Origin of the sequence: Streptomyces sp. NPDC018019 (assembly GCF_044327805.1) — a bacterium.
Classification (GTDB): domain Bacteria; phylum Actinomycetota; class Actinomycetes; order Streptomycetales; family Streptomycetaceae; genus Streptomyces.
In genome coordinates, this window is the sequence record NZ_JBIRGD010000028.1 from 88,128 (window position 1) to 106,749 (window position 18,622).

Annotated in this window: 9 protein-coding genes and 1 pseudogene; 7 read left to right on the forward strand and 3 right to left on the reverse strand. The window is 69.8% G+C overall.

The window, feature by feature from the left end; translation table 11 throughout:
- Positions 1-17: 17 nt before the first annotated feature.
- A complete protein-coding gene (locus tag ACH4FX_RS34455; protein ID WP_398485411.1) occupies positions 18-113 on the reverse strand; it encodes a DUF397 domain-containing protein in 96 nt (31 codons plus the stop codon).
- A 103-nt stretch (positions 114-216) separates the two neighbouring features.
- Positions 217-1,062, reverse strand: a pseudogene (locus tag ACH4FX_RS34460) (helix-turn-helix domain-containing protein).
- A gap of 150 nt (positions 1,063-1,212) precedes the next feature.
- Between ACH4FX_RS34460 and ACH4FX_RS34465 the strand changes: the two are divergent.
- The 3 genes from ACH4FX_RS34465 (at position 1,213) to ACH4FX_RS34475 (ending at position 6,063) form a co-directional block, all read left to right on the forward strand.
- Entirely contained in the window at positions 1,213-1,653 is a 441-nt protein-coding gene (locus ACH4FX_RS34465; protein WP_398485384.1) for an ATP-binding protein, read from the forward strand.
- Positions 1,654-1,765: 112 nt separating this feature from the next.
- Positions 1,766-2,191: a hypothetical protein gene (locus ACH4FX_RS34470; RefSeq protein WP_398485385.1), complete on the forward strand. Its 426-nt coding sequence runs from the start codon at positions 1,766-1,768 to the stop codon at positions 2,189-2,191.
- The gene (locus ACH4FX_RS34475; protein ID WP_398485386.1) at positions 2,188-6,063 is read left to right on the forward strand and encodes an AAA domain-containing protein; all 3,876 of its coding nucleotides are present in this window, start codon (positions 2,188-2,190) and stop codon (positions 6,061-6,063) included. Before ACH4FX_RS34470 ends, ACH4FX_RS34475 begins: the two co-directional genes overlap by 4 nt.
- Before the next feature lie 18 nt (positions 6,064-6,081).
- On the opposite strand, the gene ACH4FX_RS34480 is transcribed toward ACH4FX_RS34475, so the two are convergent.
- On the reverse strand, positions 6,082-7,128 hold the full coding sequence (locus ACH4FX_RS34480; RefSeq protein ID WP_398485387.1) for a beta family protein: 1,047 nt from the start codon (positions 7,126-7,128) through the stop codon (positions 6,082-6,084).
- Positions 7,129-7,418: 290 nt separating this feature from the next.
- Here ACH4FX_RS34480 and ACH4FX_RS34485 point away from each other — a divergent pair, with 290 nt between their 5' ends.
- From ACH4FX_RS34485 to ACH4FX_RS34500, 4 genes are all read left to right on the forward strand, one after another.
- Positions 7,419-8,627 (forward strand): AAA family ATPase, encoded by a 1,209-nt coding sequence (locus tag ACH4FX_RS34485; RefSeq protein WP_398485388.1) that lies wholly within the window; start codon positions 7,419-7,421, stop codon positions 8,625-8,627.
- Positions 8,624-9,274 carry a hypothetical protein gene (locus ACH4FX_RS34490; RefSeq protein ID WP_398485389.1) on the forward strand — a complete coding sequence of 217 codons (651 nt, stop codon included), beginning with the start codon at positions 8,624-8,626 and terminating at the stop codon, positions 9,272-9,274. Before ACH4FX_RS34485 ends, ACH4FX_RS34490 begins: the two co-directional genes overlap by 4 nt.
- 79 nt (positions 9,275-9,353) lie before the next feature.
- Positions 9,354-16,283: a DEAD/DEAH box helicase gene (locus tag ACH4FX_RS34495; protein WP_398485390.1), complete on the forward strand. Its 6,930-nt coding sequence runs from the start codon at positions 9,354-9,356 to the stop codon at positions 16,281-16,283.
- Entirely contained in the window at positions 16,280-18,523 is a 2,244-nt protein-coding gene (locus tag ACH4FX_RS34500; protein ID WP_398485391.1) for a UvrD-helicase domain-containing protein, read from the forward strand. The genes ACH4FX_RS34495 and ACH4FX_RS34500 overlap by 4 nt, the downstream gene beginning before the upstream one ends.
- Positions 18,524-18,622: the final 99 nt, after the last annotated feature.

Sequence of the window (18,622 nt, forward strand, 5' to 3'; positions counted from 1 at the left end):
GCAGCCACCTTGCAGCTCTACCGGCTTGCGAAGCCGACAAACGCAGCCCAGGCAGATGCGTCGGCGACGAGGCCAGGGCGGTTCGTGTCCTTGGAGTCCCTACATGGACGCAGCCCAGGCGTTCAGCCACCTCGACGCACTACCCGCCCTCGCCACTGCTGTAGCTGCTCTTGGCCCAGTGAAGGTCCGGCACGATCGGGTCACGCGTTGCATTGTTCATGTCGCTCCAAGCAACTTCTCAACGAGTTCCAGCGATTCACGCGGAGTGAGGGCCTGGGCTCGGAGAAGGCCGTACCGCTCTTCAAGCTCCCGGACAGACTTCCGCTCCGTGTAGAGACGACTGTGCTTGTACGCCTCCACGTAGGCAATCCTCCTGCCCTCGACCGTTTCGATCAGGGTGAAGGGGCCAGCCAGTCTGGCGTGCTCTTCCCGCCCGTTCGGCATCACCTGGATCTCCACGTTGCGCCGCTGGCCGCAGAGCAGAAGGTGCTTCAACTACCCTCGCATCACGCCCCCGCCACCGAGCGGTCGCGTGAGTACCGACTCTTCGATCACGAAGCTGATGGTCGGCAACGGCTGTCGAGCGAAGACGTTCTGCCTCGCCAAGCGGGCCTGCACCCGCTCGTCGATCGTTTCCTCGTCCAGAAGCGGTCGCCTCACGGCGAAGATCGCCCTGGCGTACTCCTCGGTCTGCAAGAGGCCGTTGACGACATGCGTGTCGTACACGTGAAGCTCAACCGCCTCCGCCTCCAACTTCGCCGCGTCCCGGAAGAACGCCGGATACTGCGCCCGCGCCACCTCCTCCTTCATCTCCTTCAGGACCTCACCAGCGTCCAGCAACTCGTCCGCCTGGTCGATGAAGCGGGGCGGCGGCACCCTCCGCCCCTGTTTGTATGCCGCGATCGTCGACGCGGAGTACCCCAGCCTCGCTCCGAACTCCGCCCGCTCCAACCCCGCCCGCATCCGGAACCGTTTCAACTGGCGGCCAAAGAGGCGCAGAATGCCCGAACCGGGGTCCGGCGACGCGTCGCCGTCGTCCGGCTGCTGGGTGGATTCGTTCATGCCCGCGTCACCTCTCCACCGGCCAACGCCGCTCCGCGTCGGCCGTCACGCTCCGCGCCGCTTACGGGCACCGACACGTCGCCTACCGCTACCCTCTGTAAGCGCTTCGCGTCTTACTCAGCGTAAGCGGCGCCCGCCAGCCCGTGTTCCATGAACAGCGAAACTTCCCCCGCACCAGCGGCCCTTGAGTTCTCCATGCGCTTCACGTCCTCACCTCGCGGAGCCCGCCTCGCCCGCCAGCTCGTCTCCCACCGCCTCGACACATGGGGTCACCCCTACACCTCCACCATCAACGAGACACTGCCGCTGATCACCGCCGAACTCACCAGCAACGCCGTGCGCCACGGTCACGTCGCCGACCGGGACTTCCACCTCCGGCTCACCGGCTCGGCCGACATCCTCCGTATCGAGGTCACCGACACCCGTACCGAACGCGTACCGCTGCTCTCCTCCCCCGAGCCACCCGGAGACGCCGAGTCGGGGCGCGGGCTGCTCGTCGTGGCGCGGCTGGCGAGTCGGTGGGCGGTGGCGCCGCGCGTGGGCGCTCCCGGGAAGACCGTCTGGGCAAAACTGTGTCTTTCACGCCAATGACCAGCAGGTTTCGGAAACGGACCGACGGCCTGTCCGTGCGTGCCGCTAGCGTCGTCCGTCCGTGTGTGCAGTGTGTGCACCGCACGGGGGAGCCAAGAGGGAGACAGCGAACGTGAGCACCACCCACACCGACCCGGCCGCCGGCTACCGCATCTCCATCCTCGACGAGGATCCGCTGCGCGCCCGGCGCGAAGCCCGTGAGCTGCTCGCCGCTCTCGCCGAGACCAACCCGCAGGCCGCGCTCGACGTGCCGGCCCGCCCCGCGGGCACCAGCGAGACCGAGACCGTCAAGGGCGGGCCGGTCGCCGACCTGCTCGGCCTGGCGTTCAGCGGCGGCTCCCTGGCCGCCGCGGCCATTCAGATCTGGCTGGCCCGCGTTCCCCAGCGGACCATCGTCGTCACGAGGCCCGACGGGGCGACGCTGACGATTTCCGGCAAGCAGGCCCGTGCGGACGATGCGCAGATCGAGCGGTTCCTCAACGGAAGCGAGGGCCAGGCGAACGAGGGCGGCGAGCAGGACGGGCCGGGCGCGGCGTGAGCGACAACGACCGGTACGCCATGCTCATCGGCGTATCCACCTACGACAGCGACCGCTACCACGATCTGCCGGCTGTGCGGGCGGATCTGCACTACATGCAGGCGGTACTGGAGAACACCGAGATCGGCATGTACAACGACTGCGCGATGGTCGCGGAGCCGACGCGCGCGGAGATGCTGCACGCCATCGAGGAGTTCCTGGAGGAGCGGCGGGCCAGCGAGACGGCGCTGCTCTACTTCAGCGGACACGGGGAGTTCTGCGAGACCGACGGGCAACTGTACTTCCTCACGCGGGACGCCGATCCGGACGACCTGCCGGGCACCGCCGTGCCGGCGGAGTTTCTGGAGCGGATGCTCCAGTCCTGCCGGGCCGCCTCGAAGGTCGTGCTGCTCGACTGCTGCTCCAGCGGCTCCGTCGTCCAGGGCTGGACGGCCAAGGGGGCGTCCGACGGCGGCGAACGGCCCGTTCCTAGCACGCTCCTGCGACCGACCGGCGTGTACTTCATCACCGCATCGGACGCCCTCCAGGCCGCCTCGGCGATGGCGCCGGCCGGGTCGTCGCTCGGCACCTCCCGGTTCACCGGTGAGATCGTCGAGGGGCTGCGCAGCGGGCGGATCAAGGACAGCGGCTGGATCACGCCGGACGACCTCTTCGAGTACCTGACCGCGCAGATGGTCCGGAACGGGGTGCCCGAGGAGCAGCGGCCCACGAAGTCCACCATCCGCGCGACGCACACCCTGCCCCTGGCCCGCTCGGTGGCGCGATCCGTCCAGCTCCCCGACCCGCCAAAGGACTTCACCGAGGGCGGGTCCCCGCCCTCCTCGGCGCTGCTGAAGGCACGCAGCCTCGCCGCTCAGGACGCGCAGGACGGCGTCGACTGGCAGCGCCTCCTGCGGTACTACGCGCACTGTCTGGGGGCACAGGCCGCGTCGGGCATGCTGCCCGACCGAGACAGCGGCCGGGGTTCCGCGTACTTCCTGCTGGGGCAGGGGTCGGAGACGATTCAGTCCGGGCTGGAGTCCGGTCTTCGCGCCCCTGCCCAGCTGCCCAAGCCGAAGAGCACCGGTGCGAAGGTCGACGAGGCCGCGCTGCAGGAGTACTGGTACGGGTACCCGGCCGTCACCCTGCCCGAGCGCGGTGGTAGCGGCGGGCGTCGGGCCGCGGTGCGCATCGCGCCGTTGCTCATCCAGCCGATGGAGCTGGCACCGGACGAGAACGGTATCGACCAACTGCGACCGAGCGGCGTGCCCTTCCCGCACAGCGGCGTGCTCACGGAACTGCTGGAGGACGAAGAGGCGGCCGAGCTGCTCGCCCGCTGGCAGCCGACCTGGCAGGAGGGAAACGCCGCCCAGATGCTCAAGGCGGTGCGGGAACTCCTGACGCGGCTCGAACTCCCGGAGCTGGAACCGCTCGACCTGTCCTCGCTCAGTGACCGTTCCGTCATGGACTCGCTGCGTCCGGGTGCCCACAACGCCGCCGTCCTCCTCGCACCGTCAGGCCTTGAGCGGACCGCCACTGCGGGCCTCGTGGAGAACCTGCTCCAGATGTCCACGCGCACCGCCCAGATCTCCGGCACCGCACTGGACACGCTTCTGACCGGTGGTGGCGACGGCGGAACCCTGGGGCGTGGCGCGCCGGTCGTGGTCTCCCCCGGGCCCTGCAACGAGAGCCAGGCGCAGGTGATCACGTCCGCGATGACCCGGCCGCTCACCGTCTCTACCGGGCCGCCCGGCACCGGGAAGAGCGAGGTGGTGGCGGCGGTGGTCGCCACCGCGGTCACCGCCGGACAGTCCGTCCTCGTCGCGTCCACGAACAACGAGGCCGTGAACGTGGTGGCCGAGCGCTGCGACGCGATCTCCCCCGGGCTGCTCATGCGGACGGGGAACAAGGAGGCCCTGGAGGCCGAGGCCGCGAAGCTCAAGCGGCTGCTCTCCCAGCCGGACGAGGGCCCGGCGCGAAGTGCGTCGACCGTGGCGGGCGACCTCAGGAACCGGCACGCCCGCGCCGCCGCGCACGAGGCCGAGGCAGCGCGGCTGATCGGCGAGGAGGCGCAGTTGCTGGAGCTGCTGCGGGAACGTGCGCGCCAGGCGGACGAGCTCCTGCTACCGGTGGAGCTGCTGGACCGGGCATGGGCCGAAGGCGGAACCGCCGCGCTCGCCGGCTGGGAGGAACGGGCGCGGCGGGCCGCCGGCGCCGGCTGGTTCTCCTTCGGCAGGTGGCGCAGAGGGCGGGCCCTGGCCGCGTTCGTCGCCTCGGTAGGTGAGACCGGGGCGGGGGTCTGGCCAGCCTGGGCCACGGAACGGCCGGTACCGCCCGAGCTCCTGCTCGCCCTGGCGGAGGTCGCGGCGGTGGAAGGAATGCTCAGGAGCCTCGTACCGGGGCATCTCGCCCTGAACGAGGAGGCGCTGAAGCAGGCGCGTCTGGAGAGCCGGGCGGGATTGTCGGAGACCTCGGGCGAGCTGGCCCGGGCCGTGGCCGCCGAGGCGATAGCCCGTGGCCGGTCGCTGATGGCCCAGCGGCTCCAGGCCCTGCGTCAGCGCTCCAACTTCCGCAAGAGCCAGCGCAACCTGATGGCCCATCTGAAGGGCTGGGCCATCAGCACACACTCGGTCCGCCAGCTGGAGCTGGCCCCGGAGCTCTTCGACCTCGTCGTCATCGACGAGGCCAGCCAGTGTTCGATCCCGGCGGTGCTGCCGCTGCTTTTCCGGGCGAAGCGGGCGCTGATCATCGGTGATCCGATGCAGCTCGGCCACATTCCCGGGATCACGGCGGAGCAGGAGCGGCAGGCCCGCGTACGGGCGGGGCTGAGCGCGGCGCAGCTGGAGGATCACCGGCTCACGTACCACGTGTACGCCTCGTATCACGCGGCGGCGCAGCACGGCGAGGCGGCACTGCTGCTCGACGAGCACTACCGGTGCCACCCGGCGATCGCCGACGTCGTCAACGGCTACTGCTACGCAGGGCAGTTGCAGGTCCTCACCGACGTCAGGAGGCAGTTCCCGGCGCTCGATCCGGTCGGGCTGAGCGATCCTGCTCCCGCGCTGGGCTGGGTCGACGTGCCGCACGGAGCGTCTGCGCTGGGCCCGGGAGGTCGGTCCTGGCGGAATCCGGCGGAGGCCGCACAGGTGCGGGAGACGGTGGACGAGCTGCTCGCGCGGCTTCCGGAAGACGCGACGGTGGGCGTCGTGACGCCGTTCCGTGCCCAGAAGGAGACGCTGGCACGGGTGTGGGCGGACGACGACCGTGTCCGGGTCGGTACCGTGCACGCCTTCCAGGGCGGACAGCGGGACGTCATGGTCCTCAGCCCGGTGGCGACCGGCAACACCCCTCCCCGTACGACGCACTGGGTGGCGAGCGAGGTCAACCTCTGGAACGTTGCCGTCACGCGGGCCAAGTCGCAGCTGATCACGGTGGGCAGCCATGCCTTCTGGCAGGGACGGGCGGGGCTTCCGGCGCTCCTCGCGGAGCGGTCGAAGGTCCTGGGCGCGGGGGCCACGGTGGACGGGACCGGCACCGCCTTCGGCGCGAAGATCCGGAGCGGCTTCCATGAGGAGCTCACGGACCGGCTCCAGGACTACCTCGGTCGCCGCGGCCTCACCGATCTGGAGCGCGAGGCGGTGGTCGGCGGGCACACCGTCGACCTGCTGTTCACCGCAGACGGGGCGAACACCGCGGTCCTCATCGACACCGGCCCCGAACACGGGCTGGAACCGGCCCGCCATCTGCGGTTGACACACGCGCGGGGCGACCTGCTGCCCGGGCTGCCGTCCGGCGGGGCCGGGGCGAAACCCGGACCGGTGACGCGGACGGTCCGCGTGCCGGCGTGGCGGATCCTGGCCGGCGAGGCGATGCTGGAGCCGCTCTTCGTCTGAGCCGGCACCACGACACGGTCAGGGTTGCAGGCTCCGGACGACGTACGTCATGTGTTGGACGTTGCCCGCCTGCAGCCAGACCGCGGCGTTTCCGGTGCCTTTGGGACCCTGCCCGTGCGCGCAGTCGCGCAGCCAGGTCTCACCCGCGCTGGCCCCCGCACCGCGGAAGCCCGGCAGCGCGAGCACTTCCCGCGCGGCGGTCCGGATGGCGTCGGTCCGGTCGGGCCCTCCTGTCGGGACCTTCAGGAGGACAAACGCCTCGTCGGTGGTGTAGCACAGTACGCCCCAGGGCGGGCCGCCGTGGCCGGAGGAGGGCCCGCGAGCGATGCCCTGGGTCGACTCGATGCCGTAGTCACCGTACGCGAGCCCGCGGACGAACTCGCGGGTGCTGCGGTTCAGATCTCGCCACACGTGCCAGTCCCAGCGTGGCTCCACGGCCGTGCCGTGTTCCACGAGCCGGGCGGTCACCGCGGGAAAGCCACCACCCAGGACAGCGGCCGTTCGCCAGGGAATCAGCGGCATCAGGGCTTCGAGCGCGCGCAGGGACTCCTTCGCCGCCTCGGTCCGGTCGGCACGGACGGCACCCAGGTCGAGCAGGAGGTCCGCCTCGACGGCGGAATCGACGCGCGCGACCAGGCCACGGACGGCATGATCGAGAAGGTCGTCCCACTCGCCGGGCATCATGACGCGTATGGCGAGCCCGTTTCCGGTGGACCGGGCGTGCTCGAGCATCGCGGCCTGATGCGTCGCGGAACGGTCGGGACCCGTCACCGGGCGCAGCGGACTCACGTCGGCGTCGGTGGACAACACGTCGGCCAGCACCGACAGCTGTGCCTCGTCGGCGAACGGGGCATCGATCCAGGCCGGATGATGACGGTGAATCCGTCTCACGCCCCACAGGTCCTTTCGCACACCCAGGGCGAGTGCATCAGGGTGCTGGCCCACTCGGGGCGGAAGATTCCACAGCGGCATGACGGCCGCTTGTACGGAGAGACTCAGTTGGCGGTACGCCTGGCGGGCGTGCGGCTTCGCGGGCAGAACGGGAACGTACAGCGGTCCGGACATGGCGGCTCCCCCTCGGCTCTGCCTGCGTCCTCTTCGCTCGCGCCTTTCCTCGTTGTTCCTCCTTGTGCTTCAGGATCCGCCGCATCGTTGCCGCACGTAATGACGCCTTTTCAGCCTTCATGGCTGGAATGTTCCAGAACCTGGTAGCGCTGTGACCAGCGAGGTACTGTTCGTGAAGCTCGGCAGCCGAACCCCACGAGGTCTGCACGTACATGACGTGCGTCTGCCGTGGCACCGCTTGTCGACTTCGGCCGCTCTGCGGCCGGCTGCACCACGATTGGGCCCGCGTTGTGAACCATCGGATTCTCGGACTGACGGTCCGGAACTTCCGCACCCTGACGGACGTGAAGCTTCCGATAGGCCCTCTGACGGTCATGGTCGGCCCCAATGCCGCGGGCAAGTCGAACGTCCTGCACGCCTTGAACTTCCTCGGCGACGTGTCCCGCGAGGGGATCGAAGCGGCGCTGGACGCCCAGGGCGGGTTCGACGTGCTGGCCTTCCGCGGGGGCCCGAAGCCGGTGTCACGGATATCGGTCGGCATCGAGGGCATCTGGTCGGACTTCGCCTCGGAGGACGAGCCCGACCGGTACGAGCTCCGAATCGATCGCCCCCGGCTGCCGGAAGGGTCCCGTCAGAGCCACACCACGTACCGACGCGAGCGGTTCACTCAACACCCCGAGGCCGGAGCACCCACCTCGGTCGAGTGCGCGGGCGACCGCATGACCCTCACAAACCCGTCGGAGGCCGAAAACTCGCGCCTGTCGCTGGCTGTCAGACGCATGGCATCCGGCTTGCACCAGCCATGGGACGTCTCCGGTTTCCCGTCCTCCGCAGCGGCCGCCGATGCTCTGACGCGTCACCTCCGGCAGATCCGCGTCTTCGATCCTGACGTCCGTGCCGCCCGCAAACCCTGGGGGATCACCGAGTCCGGCGGCCGCCTGGAGAACGACGCCTCCAACCTCGCCGATTTCCTCAAAACGCTCAAGGACCACGGGGAAGCCTGGGCGATGCTCCTGGAGGATGTCCGGACGGTGGTTCCGCAGATCCGGGACATCCATCTCGTGGACGTGCCGGGTGTGGCCGGTCGCCTTGCGGTGGAGCTGGAGGAGGACGGCCTCCGTGGGCGCACGCGGCTGACCGAAGCCTCCTGGGGCACCGTCCGCATCCTGTGCATGCTGGCGCTCTTCCACGATCCTGAGCCACCGCTGCTGACCTGTATCGAGGAGATCGACCACGGCATCCACCCGCATGCCCTCAGCCTCCTCGTCGGCCGGCTCCGCGAGGCGAGCGCCCGCGGCCAGTTCCTGGTGACCACCCATTCGCTCGTCGTCCTCAACGACCTGTACCCGGAGGAGCTCGTCGTCTGCGAGCGCCGCGACAGCGGCGCATCGGTCATCCCCGCACGCCGTCCCAAGGACATCCAGCGGATCATCGAGAAAGCCGAGTATGAGCCGATCGGTGAGCTCTGGTACTCCGGAGCCCTGGGAGGTGGCCTGTGAGCCGCGGATCCAAGCCGTCCCGCCGACGTCGCTCGGTCATCGTGGTGGCCGGAGAAGGAGACTACGACCGCAAGGTCCTCCAGCACCTGGTGCCCGCCCTGCACCCGGGCGAGTGCCCCGAGGTGCGCATGTTGAAGAAGCCCATCCGCCTCGCTCGGGCCCATACCACACTCCATCCGCGGCTCCAGGAGATCAAGAAGCACGCCACGGGTATCGCCGACACGGCGGAGCTGGCCGGCATCGTGATACATGCCGACCTCGACGGCGTCGCCGACGACTTCTACGACACCCTGCGCCGTCGCCTCCGCGAAGAGATGGACGGCGTCTTCAAGGGCACCCCCTCGGCTCTGGCACTGGCCGCCTATGAGATCGAGGCCTGGCTCATGCTGTTTCCCAAGGCTTTCACCGCGCTCCATCCCGGCTGGAAGCTCCGGGAGGCGGACTGTCGCCGCGACCTCGCCAAGCTGGAGAAGGCCAAGGAGCACCTCAAGAAGCAGCTCACGAGGCCCGGCTACCTGGAATCACACGCGCCCAAGATCATGGAGAAGGCCGTCAAGGGTGGCCACGTGTCTCCCAAACCGGCCGGCAACAATCGCTCCTTCCTGGACTTCGCGAAGGACATCGCGGCCTGGCGCGAGGCGGCATAGCCCCAGCTCACCGAGAACGCAGGAAGCTCTATACGGTGGTACGGATCATCGTGGCATCGGCAAGACAGAGGGGACCGTCGTGAAGCCCACCATGGCCGCCGCCCAGTTGCGCGGCAGTCTGACGCAGTACCTCACGACGACGTACGCCCTCGCCGACGAGGACACCCGGCGCGCCCTGGAGCGCTTCCTCGGGCACCCCGAGACCGGGATCTTCCGAGGGCCGTACCTCCGAATCAGGACACCGTTCCACGTGGCCGACGACGGCTGGCAGCGGGAGCTGGAGTGGACGGCCGGGTTCCCCGGCTTCACCCCGTACCGGCATCAGGCCGAGGCATGGGCACGCCTGTCCACGCTGCACGGGCCGGCTCGGCCAACCCTCGTGACCACAGGCACGGGATCAGGCAAGACGGAGTCGTTCCTCGTCCCGGTGCTCGACCACTGCCGCCGGCAGCGCGCCCAGGGCCACCGGGGCGTCAAGGCTGTCCTGCTGTATCCGATGAACGCCCTCGCCACCGATCAGGCGAGCCGCATCGGCGACTACCTGGCTCGACCGGAGCTGGCGCAGGTCACGGCCGGCCTGTACATCGGTGACCGGCCCGACACCGATTTCCGCCGCGTGATGACGCGGCGCGAGGAGATGCGCGTATCGCCGCCGGACCTGCTGATCACGAACTACAAGATGCTCGACCTGCTGCTCCAGCGGGGCGAGGACCGTTCACTGTGGGAGGGCGCTGACCTCACGTACGTCGTACTGGACGAGTTCCACACGTACGACGGCGCGCAAGGTACCGATGTGGCCATGCTGCTGCGGCGGCTGGCCGCAGCGACGGGTGCTTCGCAGCCGGGCAGGCCGCTCGGGTCGATCTGCCCGGTGGCGACGTCGGCGACCCTGGGTGAGGGCGCGCCGGGCAAGGAGGCCGGCGGCATCCTCGATGTGGCGTCCCGGGCGTTCGGAATGCCCTTCCCTGCCGACGCCGTGATCGGTGAGGAACGGATGTCGGCCGAAGAGTTCACGGGCGCCGTGGACTACGAGCTCCCCGAACCACCGACGCCGCAGGAGGTCATCGAGTTCTCGGGCGGGCCCGGCGTCGAGGCCCAGCCCGAACTGCTGGACCTGGACAGGCTGGCCGCGCGGCTGCTCGGCCGCTCCGGCCTCGACGCGTTCCGCATCGGGCGGCTGCTCAAGCGCCATGACTTCACCCACGGCGTGCTGTCGCTGCTCGGCGGTGAGCCACTGGACGAGTGGGGGCTGCGGGACCGGCTGGCCCGCTTCGGGTACGCGTGGGGACGCACGGCACGAGAGAATCCGCAGCTCGCCCTACAGGCGCTGTCCCGGTTCGTCGCCCTGCTGTCGGCAGCGCGGGACCCGGAATCGGACGAGCGCCGGCCGCGGCCGCTGCTGCACATCGAGGCACACCTGTGGGTCCGGCCCGTCACCCGTGTGCTGCGCGGTGTCGGGTCCTCCCCGGAGTTCCGCTGGTACGAGGACGACCGCACCGCGGCCCGCCGTGCCGCTCTGCACGCCGCTCCGGCCACCGACGAGGAGTCCGACGGATCGTCCGGCGGCTGGCCGTCGTCCTCCGCACGGCCGCAGCCGCTGCCCGGGGCCGACACCGCGGTCCGGCCCGCCGAGGTACATCTGCCCGCCGTGTACTGCCGCAGCTGCGGTCGCTCCGGCTGGGCGGCCCTGTCGCCCGAGGCGGATCCCCAGCGGCTGGTCATGGCGCAGGACCGGATCTGGCGGGCCGCCGTGGGCCGGGACAAAAGGCTCATCCGCTACTTCATCGCCGCCACGCAGAGCGAGCGGCAGCAGACGCTCGACGCGGTGACCGGCGCACGGCCTTCGGACGGCAGCGGGGTCGTCCCTCTGTCTGTGGTGGTGCTGGACGGCGGGCAGGGCACGTACCGGCTGCCGACACCGTCGGACGCGGGCGAGCTGATCGACGCCTGGTTCGCCCTGGCTGTGCTCGACAAGAAGTCGGCCGACCGGGCCGCCAAGGACGACCGCTGCCCGGCCTGTCACACCGACAACAGCATCCGCTTCCTCGGTACCGCGCAGGCGGCGCTCGCCTCGGCGACCGTCACCCAGCTGTTCACGGGCGGCGACCTCGCGCTCGTACCGGAAGAGCGCAAGACGCTGCTCTTCAACGACTCCACCCAGGACGCGGCTCACCGGGCCGGATATGTCGCGAACGCCTCGTACAAGTTCTCGCTGCGCTCGCTGCTCGCCCACAACCTGGACGAGTCGGGTGTCCCGACCGCGCTCAACGACCTGATCGGGTACGTACTGGAATCGGTGGACGATCCCGAGGCACTGGCTGCCGTCGTGCCTCCCGACCTCCATGACGAACCGGGGGTCGACCGCCTCCTCTCGGGACGCGGAACCGGCGACGCGCGGACATGGAAGCTGATCGGCGAGCGTCTCGCCTTCGCCACCGTCATGGAGTTCGGACTGCGCAGCCGCATGGGGCGCACCCTGGAACTCACACGGACCGCCGCGGCCGAGGTGGTGGTCGCAGAGCCCGACCGCGTCACGGCTCTCGCCCGCGACATCCATCTGTCCCTGCCGGGCCAGCTCCTTGTCACGGGCGCACTGCCCACGTCCGACCGCTACCTCGCCTATGTCCGCGGCCTTCTGGAACGCCTGCGGTTGCGCGGCGCGGTGCATCACCGCTGGCTCGACACCTGGATGAAGGAAGCCGGTACCAACCGGTACCTCATCTCCGGTCGCAGGCCGGACGGCATGCCCGCGTTCCCCGAGGGTGTCGCTCCTCCCCGCTTCCTTCTGGACGGGCAGAAGGACAAGTCCGAGTTCGACACGGTCACCGGGCGTCTGGGCTGGTACCAGGACTGGACCCGTCGCTGTCTGGGTCTGGACGCCGCAGGTGCCACCGAGTACCTGCGGCGGCTGCTGCCCGCCCTCGCCGACGAGCGGGTGCTCGCGGTGCGCACCACCCGTGACCGGCAGACGCGGCTCTACGGTCTCCAGCCGGGGCACATCGAGGCCCGGCTGCTCGACGACGCCGCCGTCAACAAGGCCTTCGTCAGCTGTGAGGACTGCGGCTGGCAGCAGGTGGTGGCGCCGGAGCGCCGCACCCGCTGGTACGGGCACCCGTGCCCTCGCTACCGGTGCAAGGGACTGCTGACCGCTCCCCAGCCGGGCACGCCGCGCAGCGGCGCCAGCACCTCCGGGCTCGGCCCGACGGTCCGCGAGCGGGACTACACCGGCGACTACTACCGCCGCCTCTATCTGACCGGCGGGACGTTCCGCGTGGTCACCGCAGAACACACGGGCATGCTCAGCAGACCCGAGCGCGAGCGGGTCGAACGCAGCTTCAGGGCGGGCACGCACTACACCGACCCGAACGTGCTGTCGTGCACCCCCACGCTGGAACTCGGCATCGACATCGGGGAACTGTCCGCCGTTCTGCTCGGCTCCCTGCCCAAGGGCCCCGCCAACTACGTCCAGCGGGCGGGCCGAGCGGGACGTCGTACGGGCAATGCGCTGGTGGTCGCCTTCGGCGGGCGCCGCGCTCGCGATCTGTACTACCTGGACCAGCCGCGCGAGATGATCGCGGGGACGATCCTGCCTCCCGGCTGCTATCTGTCGGCCGTGGAGATCCTGCGCCGTCAGTACACGGCACGGCTGCTGGATCTGGCGGCTCGCGGCGAGCTGAGGACGTCCGACGGCGAAGTCCTGCCACCTGTCCCCCGGTTGTCGTCCGCTCTGTTCGGCACCACGGGCTGGTGTCAGGACTTGGCGGACGCCGCGCAGGCCCACGGTGCCTCACTGGTCGAGAAGTTCCTCGAACTGTTCCCGGCCGGCAGCGGCGCGGACGACTCCGAAGGTGGTGTGTCGGCCTACGCGGCGGAGGAACTCAGGGCGTACGCCACGGGTGGCATCGTCCGGGCGCTGCAGGAGGCGGAGGAGGACTGGACCGGGCGACGTGAGGAGCTCCGCCGCAGGATCGCGGCGATCGACGATGCCGCCGAGCATCTGGTCCGTACGGACGCCGTGCAGGACCGCGAACGCCGGGAGCTGCTCGCCGAGCGGCGCAGCGCCGGGGATCTGCTGAGGGAACTGAGCCAGTCGAGCGCACACGGCACCCTGGTGGAACTCGGTCTACTGCCGAACTACAGCCTCACCGACACCACCACCCAGCTGGAGGCGACGCTGTACTGGGCGGAAACACCGGACGACGAGGAGGACGCCCGGTCGGAGGGCTCGGCCGGAGACCCGGCCAAGCGGGTGTACCGCAGCGAGACGAGGGACTACGAGCGGTCCCGCAAGCTGGCCCTGACGGAACTGGCTCCCGGGAACAGCTTCTACGTCAACGGCTATCGGCACGTCGTGCGCGCCCTCGACGTCGGCACCCCGGACCGCCGTGCCTGGGCGGAGTGGCGACTCTGCCCGGGATGCGGGTACGCCCGTACGCACAATGCCAAGAAGGACACCAGTCCGTGCCCTCGCTGCGGAGGGCGGGAGATCGCCGACGCGGGCTGCGTGCAGCATGTGCTCCAGCCCCGACGCGTCGTCTCGCGCGACAAGCGGGACGACGCCCGGGTGCGTGACGACCGCGACGAGCGGGACCGCCGGCACTACGCGGTGCTGACAACGGTCGACATCGATCCGGAGCGGATCCCCCCCGGATCCTGGCGGCACGAAACGGCCGTGTTCGGGGTGGACTTCACGCGGCAGGCGAAGATCCGTACCTTCAACCTGGGTCTCGACCGCGAAGAGGGCAGCAGCACCGTGCCCCTCGCCAGCGTGGACGTGCGGCTCAACCCCTTCTATGTGTGCACCAGTTGCGGTGGCGCGACGGCCGAGGGGCGCCCTGTCGTGGACATACCCCAGCATGCGCTGACGGACTCCGGCGCGGCAAGTACTGCGCCCGCCGCCCATCACCTGCTGTGGTGTCCGCGCCGCCGGATCAAGGGCGCCTTCGGGGCCGGATCGGCCGAGCAGCAGGGCAAGGGGGAGGACGTACCGCTGCTGCTCGCGCACGAGCTGACCACGGAAGCGGTACGCATCCTGCTGCCCGCCTCCATGGCCCGCGCCAAGGAACGGCTGGCATCGTTCACGGCCGCCCTTTTCGCGGGCATCGCGGCACAGTACGGCGGCGATCCCGACCACATCGACATCGCCGAGGCGACGATGCCCGACCACGCGGGCGCCGACGGCTCCGACTGGCCGCGACGGTTCCTCGTGGTCTACGACCGCCTTCCGGGAGGCACCGGCTACCTGCACCGGCTCGCGTCCGCCGACGGATTCCGGGACGTGCTGCTCAAGGCGCGGGACGTCATCGAGGGCTGCGCCTGCCGCGAGAAGGGACTGGACGGCTGCCACCAGTGTCTTCTGCGTCGCGTGCCGGCGGGCGACTACGACAAGGTCAGCCGCAACGAGGTGCGGCAGATGCTGGAGGACCTGCTCGGCGAGGACGGTTCGCGCTGGCGGACAGCGCCCGTCGCGACGACCCGGCACATCCCGCTGGAGCGGCAGGCCGAGAGCGACCTCGAAATCCTGTTCATCGACACACTCCAGGAATGGGCGAAGCTGACCGAGTCCGGGGCCACCGCTGACACGTACGCCACATCGGCCGGTACGTACGCGCTCGACCTGCGGCTGACAGGAGACGACGGGGCGACCGTGAGCTGGCGCGTCTCGCAACAACGTGCGCTGGACGGCACACGGCCCGACATACTCCTCGAACGCCTCGACGCGCCCAGCCCGCGCGTCGCCGTGTACCTCGACGGCTACGCCTATCACGCGACTCCCGCGCACAACCGGCTGGCCGATGACGCCACGAAACGGACTTGTCTGCGCAGCGAGGGACTGCGGGTCTTCCAGCTGACGTACGACGACGTCAAGGAGTGGCGTGCGCGGGTACAGGACATGGGGTATGCAGGGGCGGGCCCGGCCGACCCGGTCTGGGAGCCCTACCCGGCAGAAGCACAGAACCGGGCACGTGACTACTACAGCCGTATCGGCGGAGGGCTGCCCGGCGAACTGTCCGATGCCGTCTGGGTGAACCCCTCCCGGCTCCTGCTCGCGTACTTGCGTTCGCCCGACGCCTCGCGCTGGCAGCGGCGGGCCGAAGCCGCCGCCGCAGGACTCAGCGGCGCGGCCGGTGCCCGTGGCGCCGCCCTGGGGGCCGACGGCCTCGGGCCGGCCCTTCTGTCGGCGTTGCGTGGCGGAGCAGCGACGGGAGCAGCGGGACCGGTCCGGCTGGTGTACGGATCCGACGCCTCCGGCTGCCGGCTCGTCCTGGCTGCGGACGGCAGGCGTACCCCGCCCGTGTGGACCGGTCTGACGATCCTAGACGACAGCGCCGAGGCCATGGCTGACGCACGCGCCCACCGGCGTCGTTGGCGGGCATGGTTGTACTGGAGCAACGTGCTGCAGTTCCTGGACCACGGCGGCGGCGACAGCGCCCAGCTCACTACCAGCCTGCTCGACGGCTTCGCCCCCGAGGTGCTGACCGTGACCGGCGGCGAGGGCTGGCTGCCGTCCACCCGCACCGAGATCACCCGTGAGGCACCCGCACCGGTCGCGGCCGAGGCGGCCGCTGCGGAGGTCGGTGCCGTCCGGGACGGCACACCGGAAAGCGCTGTGGCCGAGGACTCCACGTCCCCGGCCGCCGGCCGGGACCCGGGCTGGGACCCGGTCCTCGAATACCTTGATCCTGACGAGGCCGGCCTCGCCGCGCTTGCCACGGCCCTGGCCGACTCCGGGGTACCGGCGCCCGAGGACGGCTACGAACTCGACGAGCGGGGATGGCAGGCCGAACTGGCCTGGCCCACGGCCCGCGTCGGCGTGGTCCTCGCCGCCAAGGACGACGGTCCGGAGCCCGACCACGAGGCCACGGACAGGGACAAGGCGTTCACGGCAGCTGGCTGGGACGTCCGAACCGCGACGGCGTGGGACGCTGCGGAGCTGGTCGCCCGGCTGCTCGGACGAGACCAGGACACGAACCACGACAGCACCAGTGACGGGGAGCACACACGATGACCGCCTCGGGCGTGACGCTGCGCCTGCTCGACAAGGCCGACAAGGAGATCCTCAAGCTCCCTCGCACGGTCAAGGGCGCCTTCTTCGACTTCCAGCACAAGTTCAAGGCCAACCCGCACACCACCGGTCTCAAGCTTCAGCAGCTCAAGGGAGGCAGCAGACTGTGGTCGGCGCGCATCAGCGACGACTACCGGGCCCTGCTGATCCGGCTCGCCGAAGACGACTGGCTGATCGTCTCCGTCAAACACCGCAAGGACGTCTACGACCGACTGTCGGCTCAGGTCAACCAGGTCACCGGTGGTATCGAGTACGTCGACCTGGAAGTCGTGGAGGAAAGCATCCTTCGCCGGCTTCCCGCGCCGCCCGCCACCGCGACGGCCGCGCCGGAAGCGGCCACGCCCCAGGAACTCTTCGCGGCCTGGTCCGATACCCAGCTGTCGGCGCTCGGAGTCGCCGAACCGCTGCTCCCGGTCATCCGGACGCTCACCACCGAGGACCAGCTGCTGGGCTTGGTCGAGTACGCGCCCCAGCTCACGGGCGAAGTACTGCTCGCACTCTTCGACGGCAAGCCGTACGACGACGTCCTCGACCACGTGACCGCACCCGTCGCCGTCGCCGAGCCGGTCGACCCCGACGATTTCCAGGCCGCGGCACAGCGTCCGGCGACGGTCGTCACCACATCCGACGAGGCGCTCCGAGAGGCCCTGGAGGGCGGCGACTTCAGCCGCTGGAAGGTCTTCCTCCACCCTACGCAGGCCAAGCTCGTGGAACGGCGTTACTCAGGCCCCGCCCGGGTCGGCGGGGGGCCCGGCACGGGCAAGACCATCGTCGCCCTGCACCGGGTGCGTCACCTGGCGGGGCAGCTGCCGCCTGGTCGCAACAAGCCTATCCTGCTGACCACCTACAACAAGAACCTCGCCGCGGATCTCCGGTCCCGGTTGCTGGAACTGGGCGGCGAAGAGCTGCTGGCCTGTGTCGAGGTCAGCCACGTCGACCAGCTGGCACTGCGCATCGTGCGCGAAGCCGAACCGGGCAGCGGCAAGCAGGTGATGGACGACAGCCAGGCCGTACGGGAATGGCGGGCCCTGCTGGACGAACTGGGGCAGGAAGGCTGGGACCCCGAGTTCCTGCACGACGAATGGACCCAGGTGATCCTGGGGCAGGCAGTCGCCACACGCACCGACTACTTCCGTGCCCGGCGTGCCGGACGCGGCCGGAACATCACTCGCGGTGAACGCGCCGAGATCTGGCAGCTCGCGGAACGTTTCACCCAGCGTCTGGACCGACTCGGACGTCAGACGTGGGACCAGGTCGCCGAGCGCGCCGCCCGTCTGGAGATGGGACGCGAACAGCGGATTCTCTCCATCGCACGTCAGCGGGGGGAGGCCGGCGGTCTCGACAACATCCACCTCCAGGACGGATCGGGCGGCTGGCTGCGCTTTCGGTATCGACACATCGTGGTGGACGAGGCCCAGGATCTGCGCCCAGCGCACTGGAAGATGCTACGTGCGATGGCCCCTCGGGAAACGGACGACCTGTTTCTTGTCGGCGACACCCATCAGCGTATCTACAAGAACCAGGTGACGCTCGGCAGCCTGGGCATCAACATCCGCGGGCGCTCGTCGAAGCTGAGCCTGAGCTACCGCACGACACGACAGATTCTTCGCTCCGCGCTCGACGTGCTGGGCGAGACGGACTACGACGACCTCGACGGCGACAAGGAGACGCTCGCCGGCTACCGGTCCGTGCTCAGCGGACGGCAGCCTTCAGGCCACTCGTTCCCGGATTGGGGCACAGAGCGTGAAGGCATCGCTGCTCTCATCGAGGAATGGGACGGAGACCCTGACCTACGCATTCCCCACGAACAGATCGCCATCTGCGTGCCGACGAACCAGATGGCCGCCGAGATTGGCTACACGCTCGCCTCGCATGGCATTCGACCGGTGGAAATCCGTGCCGATGGTCCGCAGGGGAACGGTGGAGTGCACATCGGTACGATGTTCCGGTTCAAGGGACTCGAGTACCAGCGAATGATCATCGCGGGAGTCTCGGACGGCCTGGTGCCCCGCGATGCGGTGAGCCGGCTGCGCACAAGCGATCCAGCACGATATCGCCATGAGATCCAGCGTGCTCGATCCCTGCTGTTCGTGGCAGCCACCAGGGCTCGGGACAGCGTGGATGTCTTCTGGCATGGCAACCCCAGTCCGTTCCTGGGCCCCGGGCTGACGCAACAGGAGTAGAGCGGGGCTGGGCGAGAGCCCACGAACACGCCCGATGGAGCCCTCTGGGACTTCTCTGGGACTTTCGGCCGTGTCAACGGCCACGACCGTGAAACAGCC

Coding starts and splice junctions, on each gene's coding strand:
- ACH4FX_RS34465 (WP_398485384.1), top strand. CDS start 1,213: ATGAACAGCGAAACTTCCCCCGCACCAGCGGCCCTTGAGTTCTCCATG.
- ACH4FX_RS34480 (WP_398485387.1), bottom strand. CDS start 7,128: ATGTCCGGACCGCTGTACGTTCCCGTTCTGCCCGCGAAGCCGCACGCC.
- ACH4FX_RS34500 (WP_398485391.1), top strand. CDS start 16,280: ATGACCGCCTCGGGCGTGACGCTGCGCCTGCTCGACAAGGCCGACAAG.